This window comes from Streptomyces sp. NPDC104226 (assembly GCF_055584085.1).
On the sequence record NZ_JBVJMS010000001.1, the window covers coordinates 537,100 to 553,657 of the forward strand.

Below are 16,558 nucleotides of genomic sequence, written 5' to 3' on the forward strand. Positions count from 1 at the left end.
CTGTTGCGCCCCCGTACGGAGACAGGTCTCCGTACGGGGGCGTCGCTATAGTTGATATCAACTGACGGACAACTGAAGCGAGGGACCGACCGTGGCGACATCCCGGGGGGCCGTGCAGCCCATCACGTCACGGTCAGTGGTGGAACAGGCCACCGACGAGCTGCGCCGGGCGATCCTGGCCGGCACGCTCGCACCCGGAGCGGAGTACTCGCTGCGCGAGATGGCGGGCATGCTCGGCATCAGCTTCATCCCCATTCGCGAGGCCCTGCGGAGCCTGGAGAGCGAGGGCCTGGTCACGCTGCGGCCGGGGCGGAGCGCCGTCGTGGCCCCGCTCGACCTCGACGACCTGCACGGCATCTACCGGCTGCGCCGCACGCTGGAACCGGAGATCGCCCGCCGGTCGTGCGGCCTGCTGACGGACGGTGAACTGGACCGCCTCGAAGCGCTGGCCGTGGACTTCGGCGGCAAGGACCACGGCATCGCCGACATCTACGACGGCCACCACGCCTTCCACCTGGCGCTGCTGGCTCCCGCCGCGACCGCCTGGGACATCCGTCTGCTGACGACGCTGTGGCGGGCGGCGGAGCGCTACATCCGGATCGGCTTCGGTCAGCTCGACCCCGACCCGGACGAGCACGCACGGCGGGGACACGCACACACAGCTCTCCTCGCCACCTTCCGCACCCGCGACCCGGACGCGGTCGCCGCCGCCGTCGAGGAGCACCTCGCCCGGAACGAGAAGATCGCCGTCTCGGCCCTCTCCTGAGCAGGCGGCAGCGGCCGGTCAGGACCGGCCGGAGCGCGGTCGGCCGGCCTGACGCCGGTCGGAGTTCAGTCCTGACCGGCCTGACGCCGGTCGGACCCCAGCCGGCCGATCAGGACCGCGCCCAGGAGGGCCGGGAAGACGAAGGCGTAGAAGCCGGCGCCGGGTGAGGTGACCAGTACGGCCACGGCCGCCAGGTAACTGGGCCCGACGATGGCCCCCACCCGGCCCACCCCGAGGCTGAAGCCGAGCGCGGTGCCGCGCAGCCGGGCCGGGTGGGCGTGGGCGACGAAGATGTTGATCAGGGCCTGCGTGCCGAGCGCCCCGAAACCGGCCACGGCGGAGGCCACCAGCAGCAGCGGGCGCGGCTGCGGGGTGCTGAGCGTGACCATCGCGACGGCCGCGAGGAGGAAGCCGGCCATCGTGGCGGCCTTCAGGTGTCCGCGGTCGGCGATCAGTGCGGCGCCCAACGTGCCTATGACGGCGCCGGCGTTGAAGGCTATGGAGAACTCGAGCGAGGAGCCGAGGTCGTAGCCCGAGCCGACCATCAGGGCAGGCAGCCAGGTGCTCGCTCCGTAGACGATCACGAGTCCGGCGAAGGTGGACGCCCAGAACAGCAGCGTCGTACGGCGGTACCGCGGGTCGAGCAGTTGGCCGAGCCGGTTCGCGTCCGGGGCGGCGACGGAGGGCTCGTCCGCCGCCCGCTCCGGGACCTCGCCGGGGACGAGCCGCCACACCACGGGGATCAGTACCAGCGGGATGGCTCCGAAGAGGAACAGCGTGCGGAAGTCCCACTCCGGCAGCAGGGCTCGGCCGACGACTCCGGTGAGGATTCCGCCCAGGGCCAGGCCGGTGGTGGCGGTCCCGACGTGGAGGGCGTGGCGTGCGGGGGTGGCCGCTTCGCTGACGTACGCGGTGACGAGCGGTATCAGGGCTCCGATGCCCATGCCGGTCAGGAAGCGCGTCACAGCGAACAGCGTCACGTCCCCCGCGACGGCGCTGAGGAACATGCTCGACGACAGCCAGGCCAGGCTCAGGGCCATGGGCAGGCGGCGCCCGTGGAGGTCACCGGCCCAGCCGGCCGCGATGGACCCCAGGGGCATGCCGAGCGCGGTGAGGCTGCCCAGCAGCCCCAGCGTCGACTTGGAGACGTACCAGTCGGGATGGGACAGGAGCGAGGGGCCGACGGCGCCCAGGAGGAAGAGGTCGTACCCCTCGATGCACAGGATGACGAGCCCGAGGGCAACGGCGCGTCCTGGGTGGGCCCCGGTCCGGGGCGTGCCAGAGGTGGAGTTCATGTGGGTGCTCCTCAAGGAACCGCGTGAGCGGGAGGCAGGCGGAAGTGCCGCACGGCGGCGCGGGTCCGCAACCGCGTCGTGCACCCCGGGCGTCACGGGCGCAGCTCCCCGTGAGGGCGCGCCAAGCCCCGGGATGGCGGCGTGTACGGCAGCAAAGAAGAACGGCAGGGGCGCTTCGGCCCGCTGCGGATGAGCCGCAGGGCGGCTGGCAGTGATGCTGGGGGCGGTCGCGTCGGCCTGTCAATGCCTACGACGCCGGGGATGCACCTCACGCGGGCCGGGAGGCAGGGGCCCGTGGCGCCTTCGCGCCGCAGAGGCTGTCGAAAGTCTTGCTGTTATCACATATAGCGGCTACGTTCGACCCGTCCTCCCGGCGTACGCCCCCTGGACCGAGCCCGCCCGCGCCGCACCGGCCGGCAGGGCCTCTCCGGCCGCAGCCGCGGAACCGAACCTCACCCCGCACGCATCGCACTCGCGAAACACCGCTGCGGCTTCGCCATGCCCGGAGCGACGAGCGCACCACTTCCCGCACCGCCACGCAGACAGAAGGGCACGAAGATGTGCATCGATCACGGAAACCGACGCGACTTCCTGAAGACGGCCGCCGTCGCCGGAATGGGCATGGCCGGGGTACAAGCCCTCGCGGTACCTGCGGTCGCACGGGCTCAGGACCGGGCCCAAATCGAGGACCAGGACCAGGCGTTCGGCTTCGGTGAGAACGTCGCGCTGACCAACGTCCGCGTCTTCGACGGCAACACGGTGACCACGCCGCGCACCGTCGTCATCGACAACGGCCGCATCGGCATCAACGCACTCGGTGCGCGCAAGATCGACTGCGGCGGCGCCGTACTGCTGCCCGGGCTGATCGACGCGCACCTGCACCTCCAGGACCTCGGCACCCTGGGCCAGTTGACCGCCTACGGGGTGACGACCGGTCTGGACATGGCCTGCTTCCCCGCGTCACGCGTCGATGCGCTGCGCCAGCAACCGGGCCTGACCGACATCCGCAGCGCCTGCACGCCGGCCGTGGCACCCGGCAGCCCCCAGAGCAACATCCCGACCTTCCCGGCGGACGGAATCGTGACCGGCCCCGAGCAGGCAACCCAGTTCGTACGGGCCCGGGTGGCGGAGAAGGCCGACTACATCAAGATCATCATCGATGAGCCCGGACTGTCACCGGAGACCATCAAGGCCCTGGTGAAGGCGGCCCACTCGGCAGGAAAACTCGTCATGGCACACGCCGTCACCGCGGCCATGGCGGACCGTGCGCTGACCGCCGGCGTCGACATGATCCACCACGTACCCCTCGACAGCCCCCTGTCCGCCTCCGTCGCCGGCAGGTACGCCGGAAGCGGCACCGTCGCGGTGCCCACCCTCACGATGATGGAGGGCTTCGCCGCTCTGGGCATCCCCGGATTCGACTACGCGGCCGCCGAAGGCAGCGTCACCGCGCTGCGCCGGGCCGGTGCGCGCATCCTCGCGGGGACGGACTCCAACCGGACCCCGGGCATACCGGTCCAGCCGGCTTTCGGCCTCAGCATGCACCACGAGCTCGAGCTGCTGGTCCGGGCCGGACTGAGCACCCGGGAGGTCCTGAACTCCGCGACCAGCCTGCCCGCGCAGGCCTTCGGCCTGCGGGACCGCGGCGCCGTCCGCATCGGGTACCGCGCCGACCTCCTGCTCGTCGACGGCGACCCCCTGGCCGACATCCGGACGACGCGCAACATCCAGCGCGTCTGGGTCGGCGGCATCGAGCACACCCCCGGCACCTGACCGACTGCCCCGGTCCGGGGCCCCGGCCCTCTGGTTCGGCCTTCGCAACAACCGTGAGGGAACGGGGCCCCGGCGTCGGCCGGGTCCTCCGCCCGGCGGCGCAGCGGGGACGTCAGTCGGTTGAGGCGAGGACTCGTCCGGGCTGCCCATGCAGCTGTGTCTCGCGGCCTGAACCACGACGACCGGTGGCCCTACGGACCCGCCCGTCCGGCCCACGCACCGTGCATAGTCTGCTCATGGATCGATTCATGAGTCACGGCCGCCTCGAATGGTGGGCCAATCAGTCGACTTGCCTTGAGACGTACGCCATAGACATCACCGTCACGGTCGACGCGGTCGGCACGTGGCGGGCAACCGGTCGGCATGCCGATGCCCTGGACACGACCCAGCGCGAGGGCTGGGACTTCCTCATGGAGATGGATCCCCACTTCTCCGTTGCGTTTCCCGGCGAGGACCGCGGCGCCATCATGGTGCGAGTCGTCGAGGCAGCGGATGGAACCCTTGCCCTCACGGAGGCACCGGACTGGGACGGTTCCGTGAACACCTCGTGCACCTGACGACGAGAGCGTCATCACCAGGCGAGGATGTGCCGTTAGGGATGGTCCTTCTTTCGATGGTTGGCGATGCTGGCAGGGGCGCCGCTGTAGTTGCAGTCGGTGCACTTCTCCCACGAGCAGTCCGGATCGGTCACGGCGGCGTGGCGGACGGAATGGTGCGAGCCGAAGCCGTGAGCGTGGAGCAGTTGAGCGACGGACCCGTCGTACTTGAGGGCCATGAGCGCTGCTTCGGCGATCTTGTCGTGGCCGGCGGCGAAGAACTTGCCCAGGCCGATGTCCTTCCCGCAGCCGCACCAGCACTTGCCGGTCGGGATGAGGCGAGGCTTCTCATTGCTTGACATGGACCCAAGATGGCAATCCTTGGGTTGAAGTCAAGGGGCGCACTCGAGGCGCTCAGAGAACTGGCCCGGTCTCACTGCGCGATCGATTCGGTCCGTATGCGGGCTGCAGGAGGGGGCAACGAACGGCAGGACAGCCTCAGTAGGACCGCACTCCTGGCTGGCCGACTGCCATCGGCTCCACCGCCGCCTCGTCCGTGTGGACAGGCAGGTCGAGTCAGCGTGATGCGGCTCCAACGCTGCTGACCCAGACCCGAAGGGGCACGGTCTCCGGCTCAGCGACCGTCTGGCCCACGTGAACGTCAACCAAGTGCGACCAGGCGACGACGCCGGGCTCACCGTCGGCCAGAAAACCTTCGACAATCGGGCTGAGATCGCCGGAAACCGTGTAGGCACCGCCGAACGGCAGGGCGTCCGGGGGGAGAGAGCAGGTCGAGCACCGGAGCTGTCCGGCCTGCTCGTCGTGCCACACGTAGAACGTCGCCGCCCCGGGAAATCCCAGCTCTCGAATGCGCCCCCGGAGGGCTGAAGCGGTCCGCTCGAAGGCTGTCACCACCTCCGCAACGCACAGCGACCTGCGGTCTTCGTCGTCCGCACCCAGGTGCCAGGTGTTGGTGTCCCGTTCCACCCGCCGGTCAGCCGGCTCCAGCACGAGGGGCTCGTCCGCCACCTCGGCGATCCACGTCAACAGCACCGGAGAAGTGCCCCTCCGTAGCCCTGACCTGCACGTGCCATAAGGATCGACGCCTCCGCTCGTTCTTTGTGGTCTGTCCTCTGCCGACGGCCAGAGGAGCTACGGGCCTCGGATCAGCCCCGATCGGACTGCGGCCTCAGCCCGTCCCACACCAGGTGGAAGAGGTGTTCCCGCCGCTCCGTGAGCGTCGGGGCCTGGTCTGCGATCCAGCTGAGGGCATTGGCCAGTGCGAACAGGTCGATGGGCCCCACGTCCGGCCGGATCCCCCCTGATTCCTGGGCCGCCTCCAGGAGCCGGCCACCGGCCTGGCGCATGGTCAGGCAGTCGGCGTGCAGCGGTGATTCCGGATCGTTCAGGGTGGCCATCAGGGTGGCCGGCAGGCCCTGGTAGGCGCCCGCGCCGAGGATGAACTCGTAGAGCCACTCGGCCAGCGCGCGCTCGGGCGGGGCGGTGGCGGCGAGCGCATCCGCCCGTTCTGCGAGGTGGGTGAAGCGCCGGTGCAGCAGTGCCTCCAGCAGTGCCTCCCGGTTCGGAAAGTGCCGGTAGAGCGTGCCGAGGCCGACCCCGGCGCGCCGGGCGATGTCCCGCAGGGAGGCCAGTGTCCCCTGCTCCGCGACGGCCTCCGCGGCCACTTCCAGGACGCGGTCGCGGTTGCGCCGCGCGTCAGTGCGTGGTGCGCGCGGTGTGCCGGGGCGCGACTCGATGGACATGAGGGATCCCTGCAGTTGACAACCGGAGCACTGCTCCGGTTGCCTGTTCCGGAACAGTGCTCCGGATTCTATCCGGGGTACTCCGCAGTGGGACTTGGGGAGGGACCCATGGGTACGGAGACGATGCGAGCTGTCCGCCTACACGCCTTCGGCGGGCCGGAGGAACTGGTCTACGAGGAGGTTCCCCGGCCCGCGCCCGGGCCGGGCGAGGTGCTGGTGCGGGTCCACGCGGCGGGTGTCAACCCGCCGGACCGGTACGCGCGGCGCGGCTTCGAGGACTTCCCGGCCGAGCTCCGGCCGAACTGGACGCCACCGCTCATCCTGGGCAGCGACATCTCCGGCGTGGTCACGGCCCTCGGCCCGGGTGTGACCGAGTGGCAGCCCGGCGACGAGGTCTTCGGCCTGGTCAACTTCCCCGGCCGCGGATCCGGGTACGCCGAGTATGCGGTCTCACCCGCCGCCCACCTGACCCCCAAGCCCGCAGCCCTCGGACATACGGAGGCCGCCGCCGTGCCGATGGCCGGGCTCACGGCCTACCAGTACGTCTTCACCCACCTGCGCGGCCGCACCGGCGCCACCGTCATGGTCAACGGGGCTGCGGGAGGAGTCGGCCACTTCGCCGTACAACTCGTGCGGGTGGCCGGCGCGCAGGAGGTGACCGCCGTCGCATCCGGGCGGCACGAGGAGTTCCTGCTGGGCCTGGGCGTGGACCGGTTCGTCGACTACACGCGGACACCCGCCGAGGAGGCCGTCCGCGATCTGGACCTCCTGATCGACACCGTCGGCGGTCCCGACGCGCACCGCCTGCTGTCCACCGTGCGGCGGGGCGGCCGGATCGCGCCGGTCTTCCTGGGCGACTACCGGCGCGAGCGCGCGGCCGAACTCGGCATCGTCCTCAGCGAAACCATGTGGCAGGTGCGGTCAAGCGGTTCGGATCTCGCCGAGCTGTCCGCCCTCATCGACGCAGGGCACGTACGCGTCGGCATCGACAGCGTCTTCCCCCTGCGTGACGCGGCCGCGGCCCACACCCACGCCGAGAAGGGCCACCTCCAAGGCAAGATCGTCCTGAACATCGAGGGCCAGGGGCCTTCAGCCCACAGGTGAGACACCAGTCCGCGTTTCGGACTCGCTGCTGGTCGACGCGCGAATGCGGGATCCGGCCGGTAGCTTCGCGTACCTGCGGGAAGGGGTGCTCGACGAAGCTTCGAACTCCGGACTCCGGAAGCCGCGGACCGGTGGACCTCAAGGAACGGGTTTGGCGCCGGTTGTCGTTCGGATGGTCCTCAACCCCTACTCGGTGAGGTCGAGCGCGGCGGCGACGATGCTGTCGGTGTCGATGCGGTGGTACCGGTAGACCTCCTCCAGGGAACCGGACTGGCCGAAGTCGGTGACGCCGAGGCGCCGGCTCGGAACCCGGTGGATGGTGGACAGGAACGCGAGCGTGTGCGGGTGGCCGTCCAGGACCGTGACCAGCGGAGTCGCCCGCTCCGCGGGGAAGGCCTGATCCAGGATCCAGTCCGGTGCCTCCCCGTGTCCGGCCCGCGCGTCCAGCGCCTTGTAGAGGAGTCCCGGGCTGGTCACGCACACGACGTCGGCCGGGACGCCGATCTGCTGGAGCCGGTCCGCGGCGGCGAGGGCCTCGGTGACCACGGCCCCCATGGCCGCGATGGTGACGCGGGCCCCGTCCTGCCGGCGCAGGGGGTAGGCGCCGGCCACCACCTGGCGCCGTCGGCGTTCGCGGGCGGCGGGGTCGGTGGGAACGCCCGCGAGGGTCTGGTCGACGGGGCGGGTCGACAGCCTCAGGTACGCGGAGCCGCCGTCCGGCCGGCCGAGGCGGGAGAGGGCGGCCAGCAGGGTCCATTCGGTGTCCAGCGCGAACGCCGGTTCCCAGGTGGTGCAGCCGGGCTGCTCGATGCCGAGCGAGGGCGTGGTGACGGACTGGTGCGCGCCGCCCTCCGGCGCGAGGGTGACGCCCGAGGGCGTACCGACCAGGATCGACTGTCCGCCGGCGTACATGCCGAAGGACCAGGGTTCCAGGGCGCGTTGCACGAAGGGGTCGTACACGACCCCGATGGGCAGCAGCGGTTCGCCCCAGCGGCTCCAGGTCGCGCCGAGCTCGCCCAGCAGTCCGACCAGATTGGTCTCCGCGATGCCCAGTTCGATGTGCTGGCCCGTCGGCCGCTCCCTCCAGTGGAGGATGGTCTCGGCGTCGTCGGCGAACCAGTCGACGCGCTCGGTCGGCGACCAGACGCCGACCTTGTTGACCCATCCGCCCAGATTGGTCGACGAGCTGACGTCCGGGCTGACCGTCACGACCCTGCTCGCCGTCTCGGGGGCGGTGCGGGTCAGGTCGAGCAGGACGCGCCCCAGGGCGGCCTGCGTGGTGGCCACACCGGCCGGCGTGCGGCCGATGTCCTGCGGAACGTCCGGTGACTTCGCCGCCGGAACGGCTCCGCGGCGCAGCCGGGCCGCGACGTCGGCGCACAGCAGCGCTGCCGGGGAATCGGCGGCGAAGCCCTTCCACGGGTCGTCGAGGTCGGCGCCCACCGCGTCCGCCAGCACCCGCATCTGCTGCTCCGTCAGCAGGGAGGAGTGGTTCTGCGGGTGCCCGTGGGTGGGCAGTCCGTACCCCTTGACGGTGTACGCCAGGATCACCGTGGGACGGTGGTCCTCCACCTGCGAGAGCGCGGCGTCGAGGGCCGCCAGGTCGTGGCCAGCCAGGTTGCCGACCGCTTCCGTCAGCGTCGCGTCGTCGACGTCCACGAGCAGTGCGGCGACTTCCGCGGCCCCGGGCCCGGTGCCGGGCAGCCGGTCCCGCAACTCCTCCGCCGTGCAGCGCAGCAGGCGCTGGTACTCGGCATTGGACATGCCGTCGATCCGGGCCCGCAGCGCCTCGCCTCCGGGCCGAGCGAACAACTCCTCCAGCAGGTTCCCGTACTTGAGCACGAGCACCTGCCATCCGGCCGCGGCGAACATGTCCCGCAGGCGGCCGGCGGCGATGGTGGGCACCACCCGGTCCAGTGACTGCCGGTTGAGGTCGACGATCCAGACGAGTTCGCCGAGTTCGGCGACCTGCGGATCCCCCACCGCCTCCCACACCGCGCCCTCGTCCAGCTCCGCGTCCCCGACCAGGGCGTACTGACGGCCGGCGAATCCTCCGTCGGCGTCCTTGTCCACGTACCGGCGGGCCAGGGCGCCCCAGATCGTGGCCGTGGCCCCGATGCCCACGGATCCCGTGGAGTAGTCGACGGGATCGGGGTCCTTGGAGCGGCTGGGATAGCTCTGCAGTCCCCCGAAGGCGCGCAGGGTGGAGAGGTAGGAGGCGTCGAGTTCACCGAGGAGGTGGTTGAGCGCGTGCAGGACGGGTGAGGCGTGCGGCTTCACCGACACCCGGTCCTCGGGGCGCAGGTGGCGGAACCACAGAGTGGTCATGATCGACACCATCGAGGCGCAGGAGGCCTGGTGCCCGCCGACCTTGAGCCCCGAGGGGTTCGGCCTGACGCGGTTGGCGTGGTGCACGATCGCGCTGGACAGCCACAGCGCACGGTCCTCGATCTGCTGCAGCACATCGAGGTCGGCGGCCGTGGACCGCCGGGGGTCGGCAGGTGCGGTGGACATGGTGAATCGGTCTCCTTGCACGGTGGCACACCCTGTCGGGCGGACATGCGTCCGGCGGAAGGGGCGGGCGGAATGCGACGGCGTACGGGAACGGCGCACCGGCGGTACGGGACGCGTCGGGCCGCGGCCGCCGACCGGGTCCCGGTCGGCGGTGGGGCGCCGGCGGCGGGGCCTGCGGCGGGAACGTTGCTGATGAGGAGAACACCGGGCGGGGACTCGCACAAGAACCTGTGGTGAGATGACGCAGAATGCTCAACCCCCCGCCCCCTCGGCCCCGGAAGGTGCGCACCATGCCCAATCGCGAGCGGATCGACTCCACCGACGCACGCCTGCTCCTCGCCCTCAGCGCGCACCCCCGGGCCACCACGGTCGCGCTCGCGGAGGCCAGCGGGCTGAGCCGCAACACCGTCCAGGCGCGCCTGGCGGCGCTCGACCGCAACGGAGCGGTGGACTCCTTCGAGCGGCGCGTCGACCCGTCGGCCCTCGGCTATCCGCTCAGTGCGTTCATCACCGCCCAGGTCGCCCAGCGCCGCCTGGAGGAGGTGGCGAACGCGCTCGCGGCGGTTCCCGAGGTCCTCCAGGTCCACGGGCTGAGCGGCGACACGGACCTCCTGGTGCACGTGGTCGCCACCGATGCCGAGGACCTGTACCGGGTGGCCGGCCTCGTCCTCGACATCCCCGGGGTGGAACGGACGAACACGGCCCTGGCCATGCGTCAGATGGTGGGCTACCGGATCGCGCCGCTCCTGCGCAGGTCCGCGGCGCGCTGAGGGCAGCGCACCGGCCGTCGGGCGCGGCCGGCCTCCCGTTCGGCATTTCCCTGCACTCCGAGCCTTGCTGTTATCACATATAGCGCTCTACTCTCTGATCAGCACCGCAGGCGCTGCGGGGCGGCCGTACCCCCGATCCACCGGCCGACCGGGCCTGCGAGAACGACGGACCGTGCCCCTCCGGCCCTCCGTACCCTCCCCCTCTCGCCGGCCACAGGCCCGCACCAGGAACCCAGGAGCAACTTCGTGCGCATCGCCAACCTCGCCGGCCGTCTGGCACTCGTCGTCGACGGCCTCGCCGTCGACGTCGAACAGGCCAGCGGCGGCCTCTTCGGCGCCGACCCGCAAGCCGTCTACGAGCGATGGGAGGAGTTCCGCGACTGGGCGGAGCACGCCCGGCTGCCCGAAGGAGCCGCCATCGACCCGGCTCGTCTGGGCGCCCCCGCGCCGGCTCCGCGCCAGGTCGTCGCGGCGGGCCTCAACTACCGCGACCACGCGGCCGAGGCCGGGTTCGCGCTTCCCGACACCATGCCGCCCGTGTTCACCAAGTTCGCCTCCAGCATCACCGGGCCGGTCACGGAGGTCACGCTCCCGCCCGAGGGCCACACCGACTGGGAGATCGAGCTGGTCGTCGTCATCGGGGCCCTAGCCCACCACGTCACCGCCGAAACGGCCTGGGAACACGTCGCCGGCCTCACCGTCGGCCAGGACCTCTCCGAGCGCATCACGCAGCTCGAGGGCCCGTCGCCGCAGTTCAGCCTCGGCAAGTCCTTCCCCGGTTTCGCTCCCACCGGTCCGTGGCTGGTCACGCCGGACGAGTTCGGCGACCCGGGCGACCTGGAACTGCGCGGCACCGTCAACGGCGGGGAAGTCCAGAAGAGCCGCACCAGCGACATGATCTTCCCGGTTCCCGAACTGATCGCCCGGCTCTCCGCCGTCATGCCCCTGCTGCCCGGAGACCTGATCTTCACCGGGACCCCGGCCGGCGTCGGGTTCTCCCAGGACCCGCCGCGCCGGCTCGCCCCAGGCGACGAGCTGGTCAGCACGATCGAGGGCATCGGCGAGCTGCGCCAGCGCTTCGTCTCACAGCCCTGAACCCACCCGCGGCGGCCCCGCCCCGAGCGAAGCCGCACGCACATGACGACGACCACCACCACGAGCACGCGCACGATCAAGGAGGATCGGATGACCGCCGCCCCGAAGTTCGCCCATGTCGTCTTCCAGACCAGCAACCCGACCGGCATGCGGGACTGGTACTGCGCCGTCCTGGACGGTCACGTGGTGTTCCAGAACGAGGCCCTGTGCTTCATCACGTACGACGAGGAGCACCACCGCGTCGCCCTGCTCACGCCGCCCGTCCCGCTGGAGCGCAAGAAGCCCACGACGGCCGGGGCCCATCACGTGGCCTACACCTTCGAGCACCTCGACGACCTGCTCGCCCGCTATGAACTCCTGCGCGACAAGGGCCTCTCCCCCGCGGTGTGCATCGCGCACGGGGTCACGACGTCCCTCTACTACCAGGACCCCGACGGCGGGTTCGTCGAGATGCAGATCGACAACTTCGCCGACCCCGACGAGGCCACCGGCTACATGATGGGGCCGGAGTACGGGGCGGACGCCGTCGGCCCCGCCTTCGATCCGGAGGCCATGCTCGCGGCGCGCCGCTCCGGTGCACCCGTGGACGAGCTGATCCACCGTTCCTGGGCGCTGCGCAGCGAGCTGCCCGACCCGATGCTCATCCTCACCGGATCCCTCTGAGACCGGGGGACTTCGTTGAGCGAGACCGTAACGGGCACGGCGAGCACGACCAGTGCGGCCAGTGCCCCCACCCATCGGCCCGACTGCTTCATGTGCGGGCTGGAGCAGAACGGGGAGGACGCGGTCGTCTTCCGCGACCCCCTGTGGTCGGGTGAATCGGTACCCGGCTACGACGTGCCCGGGTGGTTCGTCCTGCGGGCCCGCCGCCATGCCGAGCGCATCACCGGGCTCGACGGGGCCGAGCTGGCCTCGCTCGGACGCCGTGCCCGGGATCTGGTGGCGGCGGTGACCGAAGTGACCGGTGCTCCCGCGACGTACCTGCTCGTCTTCGGCGAGAACCATCCGCACTTCCACGTGCTCGTCACACCGCGTGGCGAGCACGTGCCCGAGGAACGGCGGAGCGGGGACATCCTGAAGCTCCGGCTGGAGCACGCCGATGCGGAAGCGGCGGCCCGGCTGGTCCCCGAGGTCCGCCGCGCCTACCGGCGGCTCGCCGCGGACGACACGTACGCGGTCGGCTCCTGAGGCTCGCGCTCCCTCCGATGCACGACAGCGGCCCAGCACCTCGGTGCTGGGCCGCATTGCGCTGCCGTCCGGTACGTCCCGGCCGGCCGCCCCGGGTCCCGGGGCGGCCGGCCCGCGGTTCACGGGGACACGGCCGACCGGACCTGCTCGGGTACGCGCAGCGGGGCGGCGGTGGCGGCGAGGACCTGCTCCGGCGTGACTCCGCAGGCCGTCTCCACCAGGACGAGTCCGTCGTCCGTGACGTCGAGTACGCCGAGGTCGGTGATGATGCGGTGGACGCACGCACGGCCGGTCAGCGGCAGGGTGCACTCGGGGAGGATCTTCGGGCTTCCGTCCCGCGCGGTGTGTTCCATGAGGACGATGACGCGGCCGGCCCCGTGGACGAGGTCCATCGCCCCGCCCATGCCCTTCACCATCTTGCCGGGGATCATCCAGTTGGCGAGGTCTCCGTTCGCGGAGACCTGCATGGCTCCGAGGATCGCCGTGTCGATGTGGCCGCCCCTGATCATGGCGAAGGACAGTGCGGAGTCGAAGTAGGCCGCGCCGGGCAGGACGGTGACGGTCTCCTTCCCGGCGTTGATCAGGTCCGGGTCGACCGCGTCCTCGCAGGGGTAGGGGCCCGTGCCCAGGATGCCGTTCTCGGACTGCAGGACGACGTGCACGCCCGCGGGCACGAAGTCGGGTACGAGGGTGGGCAGTCCGATGCCGAGGTTGACGTAGTCGCCGTCGCCGAGCTCGGCGGCGGCCCGGGCAGCCATCTCGTTCCTGGTCCACACCATCAGCGGGTCACCGTCCCGCGCGCCGCCGGTGCGGCGACGGTGCGCCGCTCGATCTGCTTGTCGGCGGCCTGCTGCGGGGTGAGGGCGACGACGCGCTGGACGAACACCCCGGGCAGGTGGACCTCGTCCGGCCCCAGGACGCCCGGCTCGACGAGCTCCTCGACCTCGGCGACGGTGACGCGGCCCGCCATCGCGGCGAGCGGGTTGAAGTTGCGGGCGGACTTGTCGAAGACGAGGTTCCCGTGCCGGTCCCCGCGCGCCGCCCGGACCAGGGCGAAATCGCAGGTGAGGGCCGTCTCCAGGACGTAGTCGCGGTCGCCGAAGGTGCGGGTCTCCTTGGCGGGCGAGGCCACGGCCACGGAGCCGTCCGCGTGGTGGCTCCAGGGGATTCCGCCGTGTGCGAGTGGTGTACCGACGCCTGCGGGCGTGTAGAAGGCGGGGATGCCCGAGCCTCCGGCGCGCAGCCGTTCGGCGAGGGTGCCCTGCGGGACGAGTTCCACCTCGAGCTCGCCGGTGAGGTACTGACGGGCGAACTCCTTGTTCTCGCCCACGTAGGAGCCGGTCACCCGGGCGATGCGCCCCGCGCCGAGGAGGATGCCCAGCCCGTGGTCGTCCGTTCCGCAGTTGTTGGAGACCACCCGCAGCGAACGCGTGCCCTGGACGTACAGGGCCGAGATGAGGGTGCCGGGGATGCCGCACAGCCCGAAGCCGCCGACGGCCAGGGACGCGCCGTCGGCGATGTCGGCCACGGCCGCGGCCGCGGAGGGGAATGTCTTGTCCATGAACGTCCTTCGGAGACATGTCAGGGGCCGTCCGGCGCCGTGTCGGCGCGGTGGGCACGGAGGGAGGCTTGCTCCATCCCCAAATCAGCATGATGATTACTCCGATGTTCCGCCGCGACGATCAGAGCGTCAAGACCTCGGCGAATAACCATCATGATGATTGTGATGAACAAGGAGACGATGTGAGCCCGAGCCCCGATCCCGTCGCCCGACCGAGGACGTCACCGTCCGGCCGTGCCGAACACGCGGCGGCGCGGGTCACGGAGCTGATCGAGAGCGTGGCCCCCGGATCCCGCCTGGGCACGAAGGAGGCCCTGCGGACCCTGTGCGGCGTGTCCGTGGGTACGTTCAACGAGGCCCTGCGCCTGCTTCAGTCGCGCGGCCTGGTCACGGTGAAACCCGGCCCGGGCGGCGGCCTGTTCAGTGCCGAGCAGTCCCCGATGGTGCGGCTCGGCAACTCCGTGCTCGCCCTGGACGCCGGGGTCGACGACGTCGCCGATGCCGTGCGCATCCGGGACGCCCTCGACCCCCTGCTGATCGAGGACGCGCTGTGGCACGCCTCGCCGGCCGACATCGCCGGGCTCCGGCAGCACATCACCGCGATGGAGGGCGCCGTGGACGCAGCGGACCCCGTCGCCTTCGTCCACGCCAACTGGCGCCTGCACGCCGCCATCGCCTCGATCAGTCCGAACCCGCTGCTGAGCTCCCTGTACACCCACCTGCTCGACGTGATCGAGAGCCACACGCTCTCCGTACTGCCCTCCGACGAACAGCCGTTGGGCGAGTACATCGCCCAGCGCCACGCGCTCCACCGCGACTTGGTCGACGCCCTGGACCGCCGGGACCGCGACGGCGCGCTGCGGCTCATCCACGAGCACAACACGACCCAGGAGGGCCCGCGGCGCCCCTGACGGGAATTTCGCCGCGGAGGCCCCGGTTGGCACGCAAGATCAACAACCAACCAACCTGGGAGCGGAAAGATGAGCGGAATGCAGTTCGGCATCTTCACCGTGGGCGACCGGACCGAGGACCCCACGACCGGACGGACGGACAGCGAGCGGGACCGCATCAAGGCGATGGTCACCATCGCCATGCACGCGGAGCAGGCCGGCCTCGACGTGTTCGCCACCGGCGAGCACCACAACCCGCCGTTCGTACCCTCCTCACCGACCACCATGCTCGGCTGGATCGCCGCACGGACCCGGAAGCTCGTGCTGTCCACGGCCACGACCCTGATCACCACGAACGACCCGGTGAAGATCGCCGAGGACTACGCAATGCTCCAGCACCTGGCCGACGGCCGGGTGGACCTCATGATGGGGCGCGGCAACACCGGGCCGGTCTACCCGTGGTTCGGCAAGGACATCCGCGACGGCATCGACCTGGCGCTCGAGAACTACGAGCTGCTGCGCCTGCTGTGGCGGCGGGAATCGGTCGACTGGGAGGGCCGGTTCCGTACGCCGCTGCGGTCGTTCACCGCGACCCCCCGGCCGCTCGACGGCGTCGCGCCCTTCGTCTGGCACGGCTCGATCCGCTCCCCGGAGGTCGCCGAGCAGGCCGCGTTCTACGGGGACGGGTTCTTCCACAACAATATCTTCTGGCCCAAGGAACACACCCAGAAGATGGTGCGGCTCTACCGCAGCCGCTACGCCCACCACGGCCACGGCACCGAGGAGCAGGCGATCGTGGGCCTGGGCGGCCACGTGTTCATGCGCGCCAACAGCCAGGACGCGGTAAGGGAGTTCCGCCCGTACTTCGACCGGGCCCCGGTCTACGGGAACGGCCCGTCGCTCGAGGACTTCTCCCGCGACACCCCGCTCACCGTCGGGTCGCCCCAGCAGGTCATCGAGCGGACGCTGTCCTTCCGCGACTACGCGGGCGACTACCAGCGCCAGCTCTTCCTGGTGGACCACGCCGGTCTGCCGCTGAAGACCGTGCTGGAGCAGATCGACCTCCTCGGGGAGCAGGTCGTTCCGGTCCTGCGCAAGGAGTTCGCGATCGGCCGGCCCGCCGGCGTCCCCGACGCACCCACGCACGCCTCCCGGGTCGCGGCGCACGCCGCCGGCACGCTCGAGAACGCCACGCACTCCGGAGACGGGCCGACCGGCGCATAGCCGGCGTACGGCGCCCGGGTGAGGCCGTACGTCATGGGCGCGTCACGGAACCGCCACAGCGGTGTGCGGCGGGAACCTG

At 71.1% G+C, this 16,558-nt stretch carries 17 protein-coding genes; 10 read left to right on the forward strand and 7 right to left on the reverse strand.

What is annotated here, in order from left to right; all coding sequences use genetic code 11:
• Positions 1-139 precede the first annotated feature (139 nt).
• Positions 140-766, forward strand: coding sequence for a GntR family transcriptional regulator (locus tag ACZ60J_RS02450; RefSeq protein ID WP_469678305.1), 627 nt, complete (start codon positions 140-142; stop codon positions 764-766).
• A 65-nt stretch (positions 767-831) separates the two neighbouring features.
• Here the strand turns inward: ACZ60J_RS02450 and ACZ60J_RS02455 are convergent, their stop codons facing one another.
• Positions 832-2,061 (reverse strand): MFS transporter, encoded by a 1,230-nt coding sequence (locus ACZ60J_RS02455; RefSeq protein ID WP_469678307.1) that lies wholly within the window; start codon positions 2,059-2,061, stop codon positions 832-834.
• A gap of 558 nt (positions 2,062-2,619) precedes the next feature.
• Here ACZ60J_RS02455 and ACZ60J_RS02460 point away from each other — a divergent pair.
• Both ACZ60J_RS02460 and ACZ60J_RS02465 read left to right on the forward strand, forming a co-directional pair.
• A complete protein-coding gene (locus ACZ60J_RS02460) occupies positions 2,620-3,834 on the forward strand; it encodes an amidohydrolase family protein (protein WP_469678309.1) in 1,215 nt (404 codons plus the stop codon).
• A 236-nt stretch (positions 3,835-4,070) separates the two neighbouring features.
• Positions 4,071-4,391, forward strand: a complete 321-nt coding sequence (locus tag ACZ60J_RS02465) for a hypothetical protein (protein ID WP_469678311.1) — start codon at positions 4,071-4,073, stop codon at positions 4,389-4,391.
• A gap of 35 nt (positions 4,392-4,426) precedes the next feature.
• Here the strand turns inward: ACZ60J_RS02465 and ACZ60J_RS02470 are convergent, their stop codons facing one another.
• The 3 genes from ACZ60J_RS02470 to ACZ60J_RS02480 all read right to left on the reverse strand — a co-directional run bounded on the left by ACZ60J_RS02470 (position 4,427) and on the right by ACZ60J_RS02480 (position 6,133).
• Positions 4,427-4,732 (reverse strand): hypothetical protein, encoded by a 306-nt coding sequence (locus tag ACZ60J_RS02470; RefSeq protein ID WP_469678313.1) that lies wholly within the window; start codon positions 4,730-4,732, stop codon positions 4,427-4,429.
• 214 nt (positions 4,733-4,946) lie between these two features.
• Positions 4,947-5,423 (reverse strand): hypothetical protein, encoded by a 477-nt coding sequence (locus ACZ60J_RS02475; protein ID WP_469678315.1) that lies wholly within the window; start codon positions 5,421-5,423, stop codon positions 4,947-4,949.
• Between the two features lie 113 nt (positions 5,424-5,536).
• Complete coding sequence (locus ACZ60J_RS02480) at positions 5,537-6,133, reverse strand: TetR/AcrR family transcriptional regulator (RefSeq protein WP_469678317.1); 597 nt, start codon at positions 6,131-6,133, stop codon at positions 5,537-5,539.
• 108 nt (positions 6,134-6,241) lie between these two features.
• Between ACZ60J_RS02480 and ACZ60J_RS02485 the strand changes: the two genes are divergently transcribed.
• On the forward strand, positions 6,242-7,237 hold the full coding sequence (locus ACZ60J_RS02485) for an NADP-dependent oxidoreductase (protein ID WP_469678318.1): 996 nt from the start codon (positions 6,242-6,244) through the stop codon (positions 7,235-7,237).
• Between the two features lie 186 nt (positions 7,238-7,423).
• Here the strand turns inward: ACZ60J_RS02485 and ACZ60J_RS02490 are convergent, their stop codons facing one another.
• Positions 7,424-9,751 carry a transketolase-like TK C-terminal-containing protein gene (locus ACZ60J_RS02490; RefSeq protein ID WP_469678320.1) on the reverse strand — a complete coding sequence of 776 codons (2,328 nt, stop codon included), beginning with the start codon at positions 9,749-9,751 and terminating at the stop codon, positions 7,424-7,426.
• A gap of 290 nt (positions 9,752-10,041) precedes the next feature.
• Between ACZ60J_RS02490 and ACZ60J_RS02495 the strand changes: the two genes are divergently transcribed.
• The 4 genes from ACZ60J_RS02495 (at position 10,042) to ACZ60J_RS02510 (ending at position 12,804) form a co-directional block, all read left to right on the forward strand.
• Entirely contained in the window at positions 10,042-10,521 is a 480-nt protein-coding gene (locus ACZ60J_RS02495; protein ID WP_469678322.1) for an Lrp/AsnC family transcriptional regulator, read from the forward strand.
• A 246-nt stretch (positions 10,522-10,767) separates the two neighbouring features.
• A complete protein-coding gene (locus ACZ60J_RS02500; RefSeq protein ID WP_469678324.1) occupies positions 10,768-11,616 on the forward strand; it encodes a fumarylacetoacetate hydrolase family protein in 849 nt (282 codons plus the stop codon).
• A 42-nt stretch (positions 11,617-11,658) separates the two neighbouring features.
• On the forward strand, positions 11,659-12,279 hold the full coding sequence (locus ACZ60J_RS02505) for a VOC family protein (RefSeq protein WP_469678326.1): 621 nt from the start codon (positions 11,659-11,661) through the stop codon (positions 12,277-12,279).
• Positions 12,280-12,294: 15 nt separating this feature from the next.
• The gene (locus ACZ60J_RS02510; RefSeq protein WP_469678328.1) at positions 12,295-12,804 is read left to right on the forward strand and encodes a hypothetical protein; all 510 of its coding nucleotides are present in this window, start codon (positions 12,295-12,297) and stop codon (positions 12,802-12,804) included.
• A gap of 119 nt (positions 12,805-12,923) precedes the next feature.
• Here the strand turns inward: ACZ60J_RS02510 and ACZ60J_RS02515 are convergent, their stop codons facing one another.
• Both ACZ60J_RS02515 and ACZ60J_RS02520 read right to left on the reverse strand, forming a co-directional pair.
• Positions 12,924-13,583 carry a CoA transferase subunit B gene (locus ACZ60J_RS02515; RefSeq protein WP_469678330.1) on the reverse strand — a complete coding sequence of 220 codons (660 nt, stop codon included), beginning with the start codon at positions 13,581-13,583 and terminating at the stop codon, positions 12,924-12,926.
• Positions 13,583-14,365, reverse strand: coding sequence for a CoA transferase subunit A (locus ACZ60J_RS02520; RefSeq protein ID WP_469678332.1), 783 nt, complete (start codon positions 14,363-14,365; stop codon positions 13,583-13,585). The genes ACZ60J_RS02515 and ACZ60J_RS02520 overlap by 1 nt, the downstream gene beginning before the upstream one ends.
• Positions 14,366-14,547: 182 nt before the next feature.
• On the opposite strand from ACZ60J_RS02520, the gene ACZ60J_RS02525 reads away from it, so the two are divergent.
• Positions 14,548-15,276 (forward strand): FadR/GntR family transcriptional regulator, encoded by a 729-nt coding sequence (locus ACZ60J_RS02525; RefSeq protein ID WP_469678334.1) that lies wholly within the window; start codon positions 14,548-14,550, stop codon positions 15,274-15,276.
• Positions 15,277-15,354: 78 nt separating this feature from the next.
• The gene (locus tag ACZ60J_RS02530) at positions 15,355-16,479 is read left to right on the forward strand and encodes an LLM class flavin-dependent oxidoreductase (protein ID WP_469679093.1); all 1,125 of its coding nucleotides are present in this window, start codon (positions 15,355-15,357) and stop codon (positions 16,477-16,479) included.
• Positions 16,480-16,558: the final 79 nt, after the last annotated feature.

Coding starts and splice junctions, on each gene's coding strand:
- ACZ60J_RS02515 (WP_469678330.1), bottom strand. CDS start 13,583: ATGGTGTGGACCAGGAACGAGATGGCTGCCCGGGCCGCCGCCGAGCTC.
- ACZ60J_RS02505 (WP_469678326.1), top strand. CDS start 11,659: ATGACGACGACCACCACCACGAGCACGCGCACGATCAAGGAGGATCGG.
- ACZ60J_RS02530 (WP_469679093.1), top strand. CDS start 15,355: ATGCAGTTCGGCATCTTCACCGTGGGCGACCGGACCGAGGACCCCACG.
- ACZ60J_RS02495 (WP_469678322.1), top strand. CDS start 10,042: ATGCCCAATCGCGAGCGGATCGACTCCACCGACGCACGCCTGCTCCTC.
- ACZ60J_RS02460 (WP_469678309.1), top strand. CDS start 2,620: ATGTGCATCGATCACGGAAACCGACGCGACTTCCTGAAGACGGCCGCC.
- ACZ60J_RS02520 (WP_469678332.1), bottom strand. CDS start 14,365: ATGGACAAGACATTCCCCTCCGCGGCCGCGGCCGTGGCCGACATCGCC.
- ACZ60J_RS02455 (WP_469678307.1), bottom strand. CDS start 2,061: ATGAACTCCACCTCTGGCACGCCCCGGACCGGGGCCCACCCAGGACGC.
- ACZ60J_RS02470 (WP_469678313.1), bottom strand. CDS start 4,732: ATGTCAAGCAATGAGAAGCCTCGCCTCATCCCGACCGGCAAGTGCTGG.
- ACZ60J_RS02465 (WP_469678311.1), top strand. CDS start 4,071: ATGGATCGATTCATGAGTCACGGCCGCCTCGAATGGTGGGCCAATCAG.
- ACZ60J_RS02490 (WP_469678320.1), bottom strand. CDS start 9,751: ATGTCCACCGCACCTGCCGACCCCCGGCGGTCCACGGCCGCCGACCTC.
- ACZ60J_RS02480 (WP_469678317.1), bottom strand. CDS start 6,133: ATGTCCATCGAGTCGCGCCCCGGCACACCGCGCGCACCACGCACTGAC.
- ACZ60J_RS02485 (WP_469678318.1), top strand. CDS start 6,242: ATGGGTACGGAGACGATGCGAGCTGTCCGCCTACACGCCTTCGGCGGG.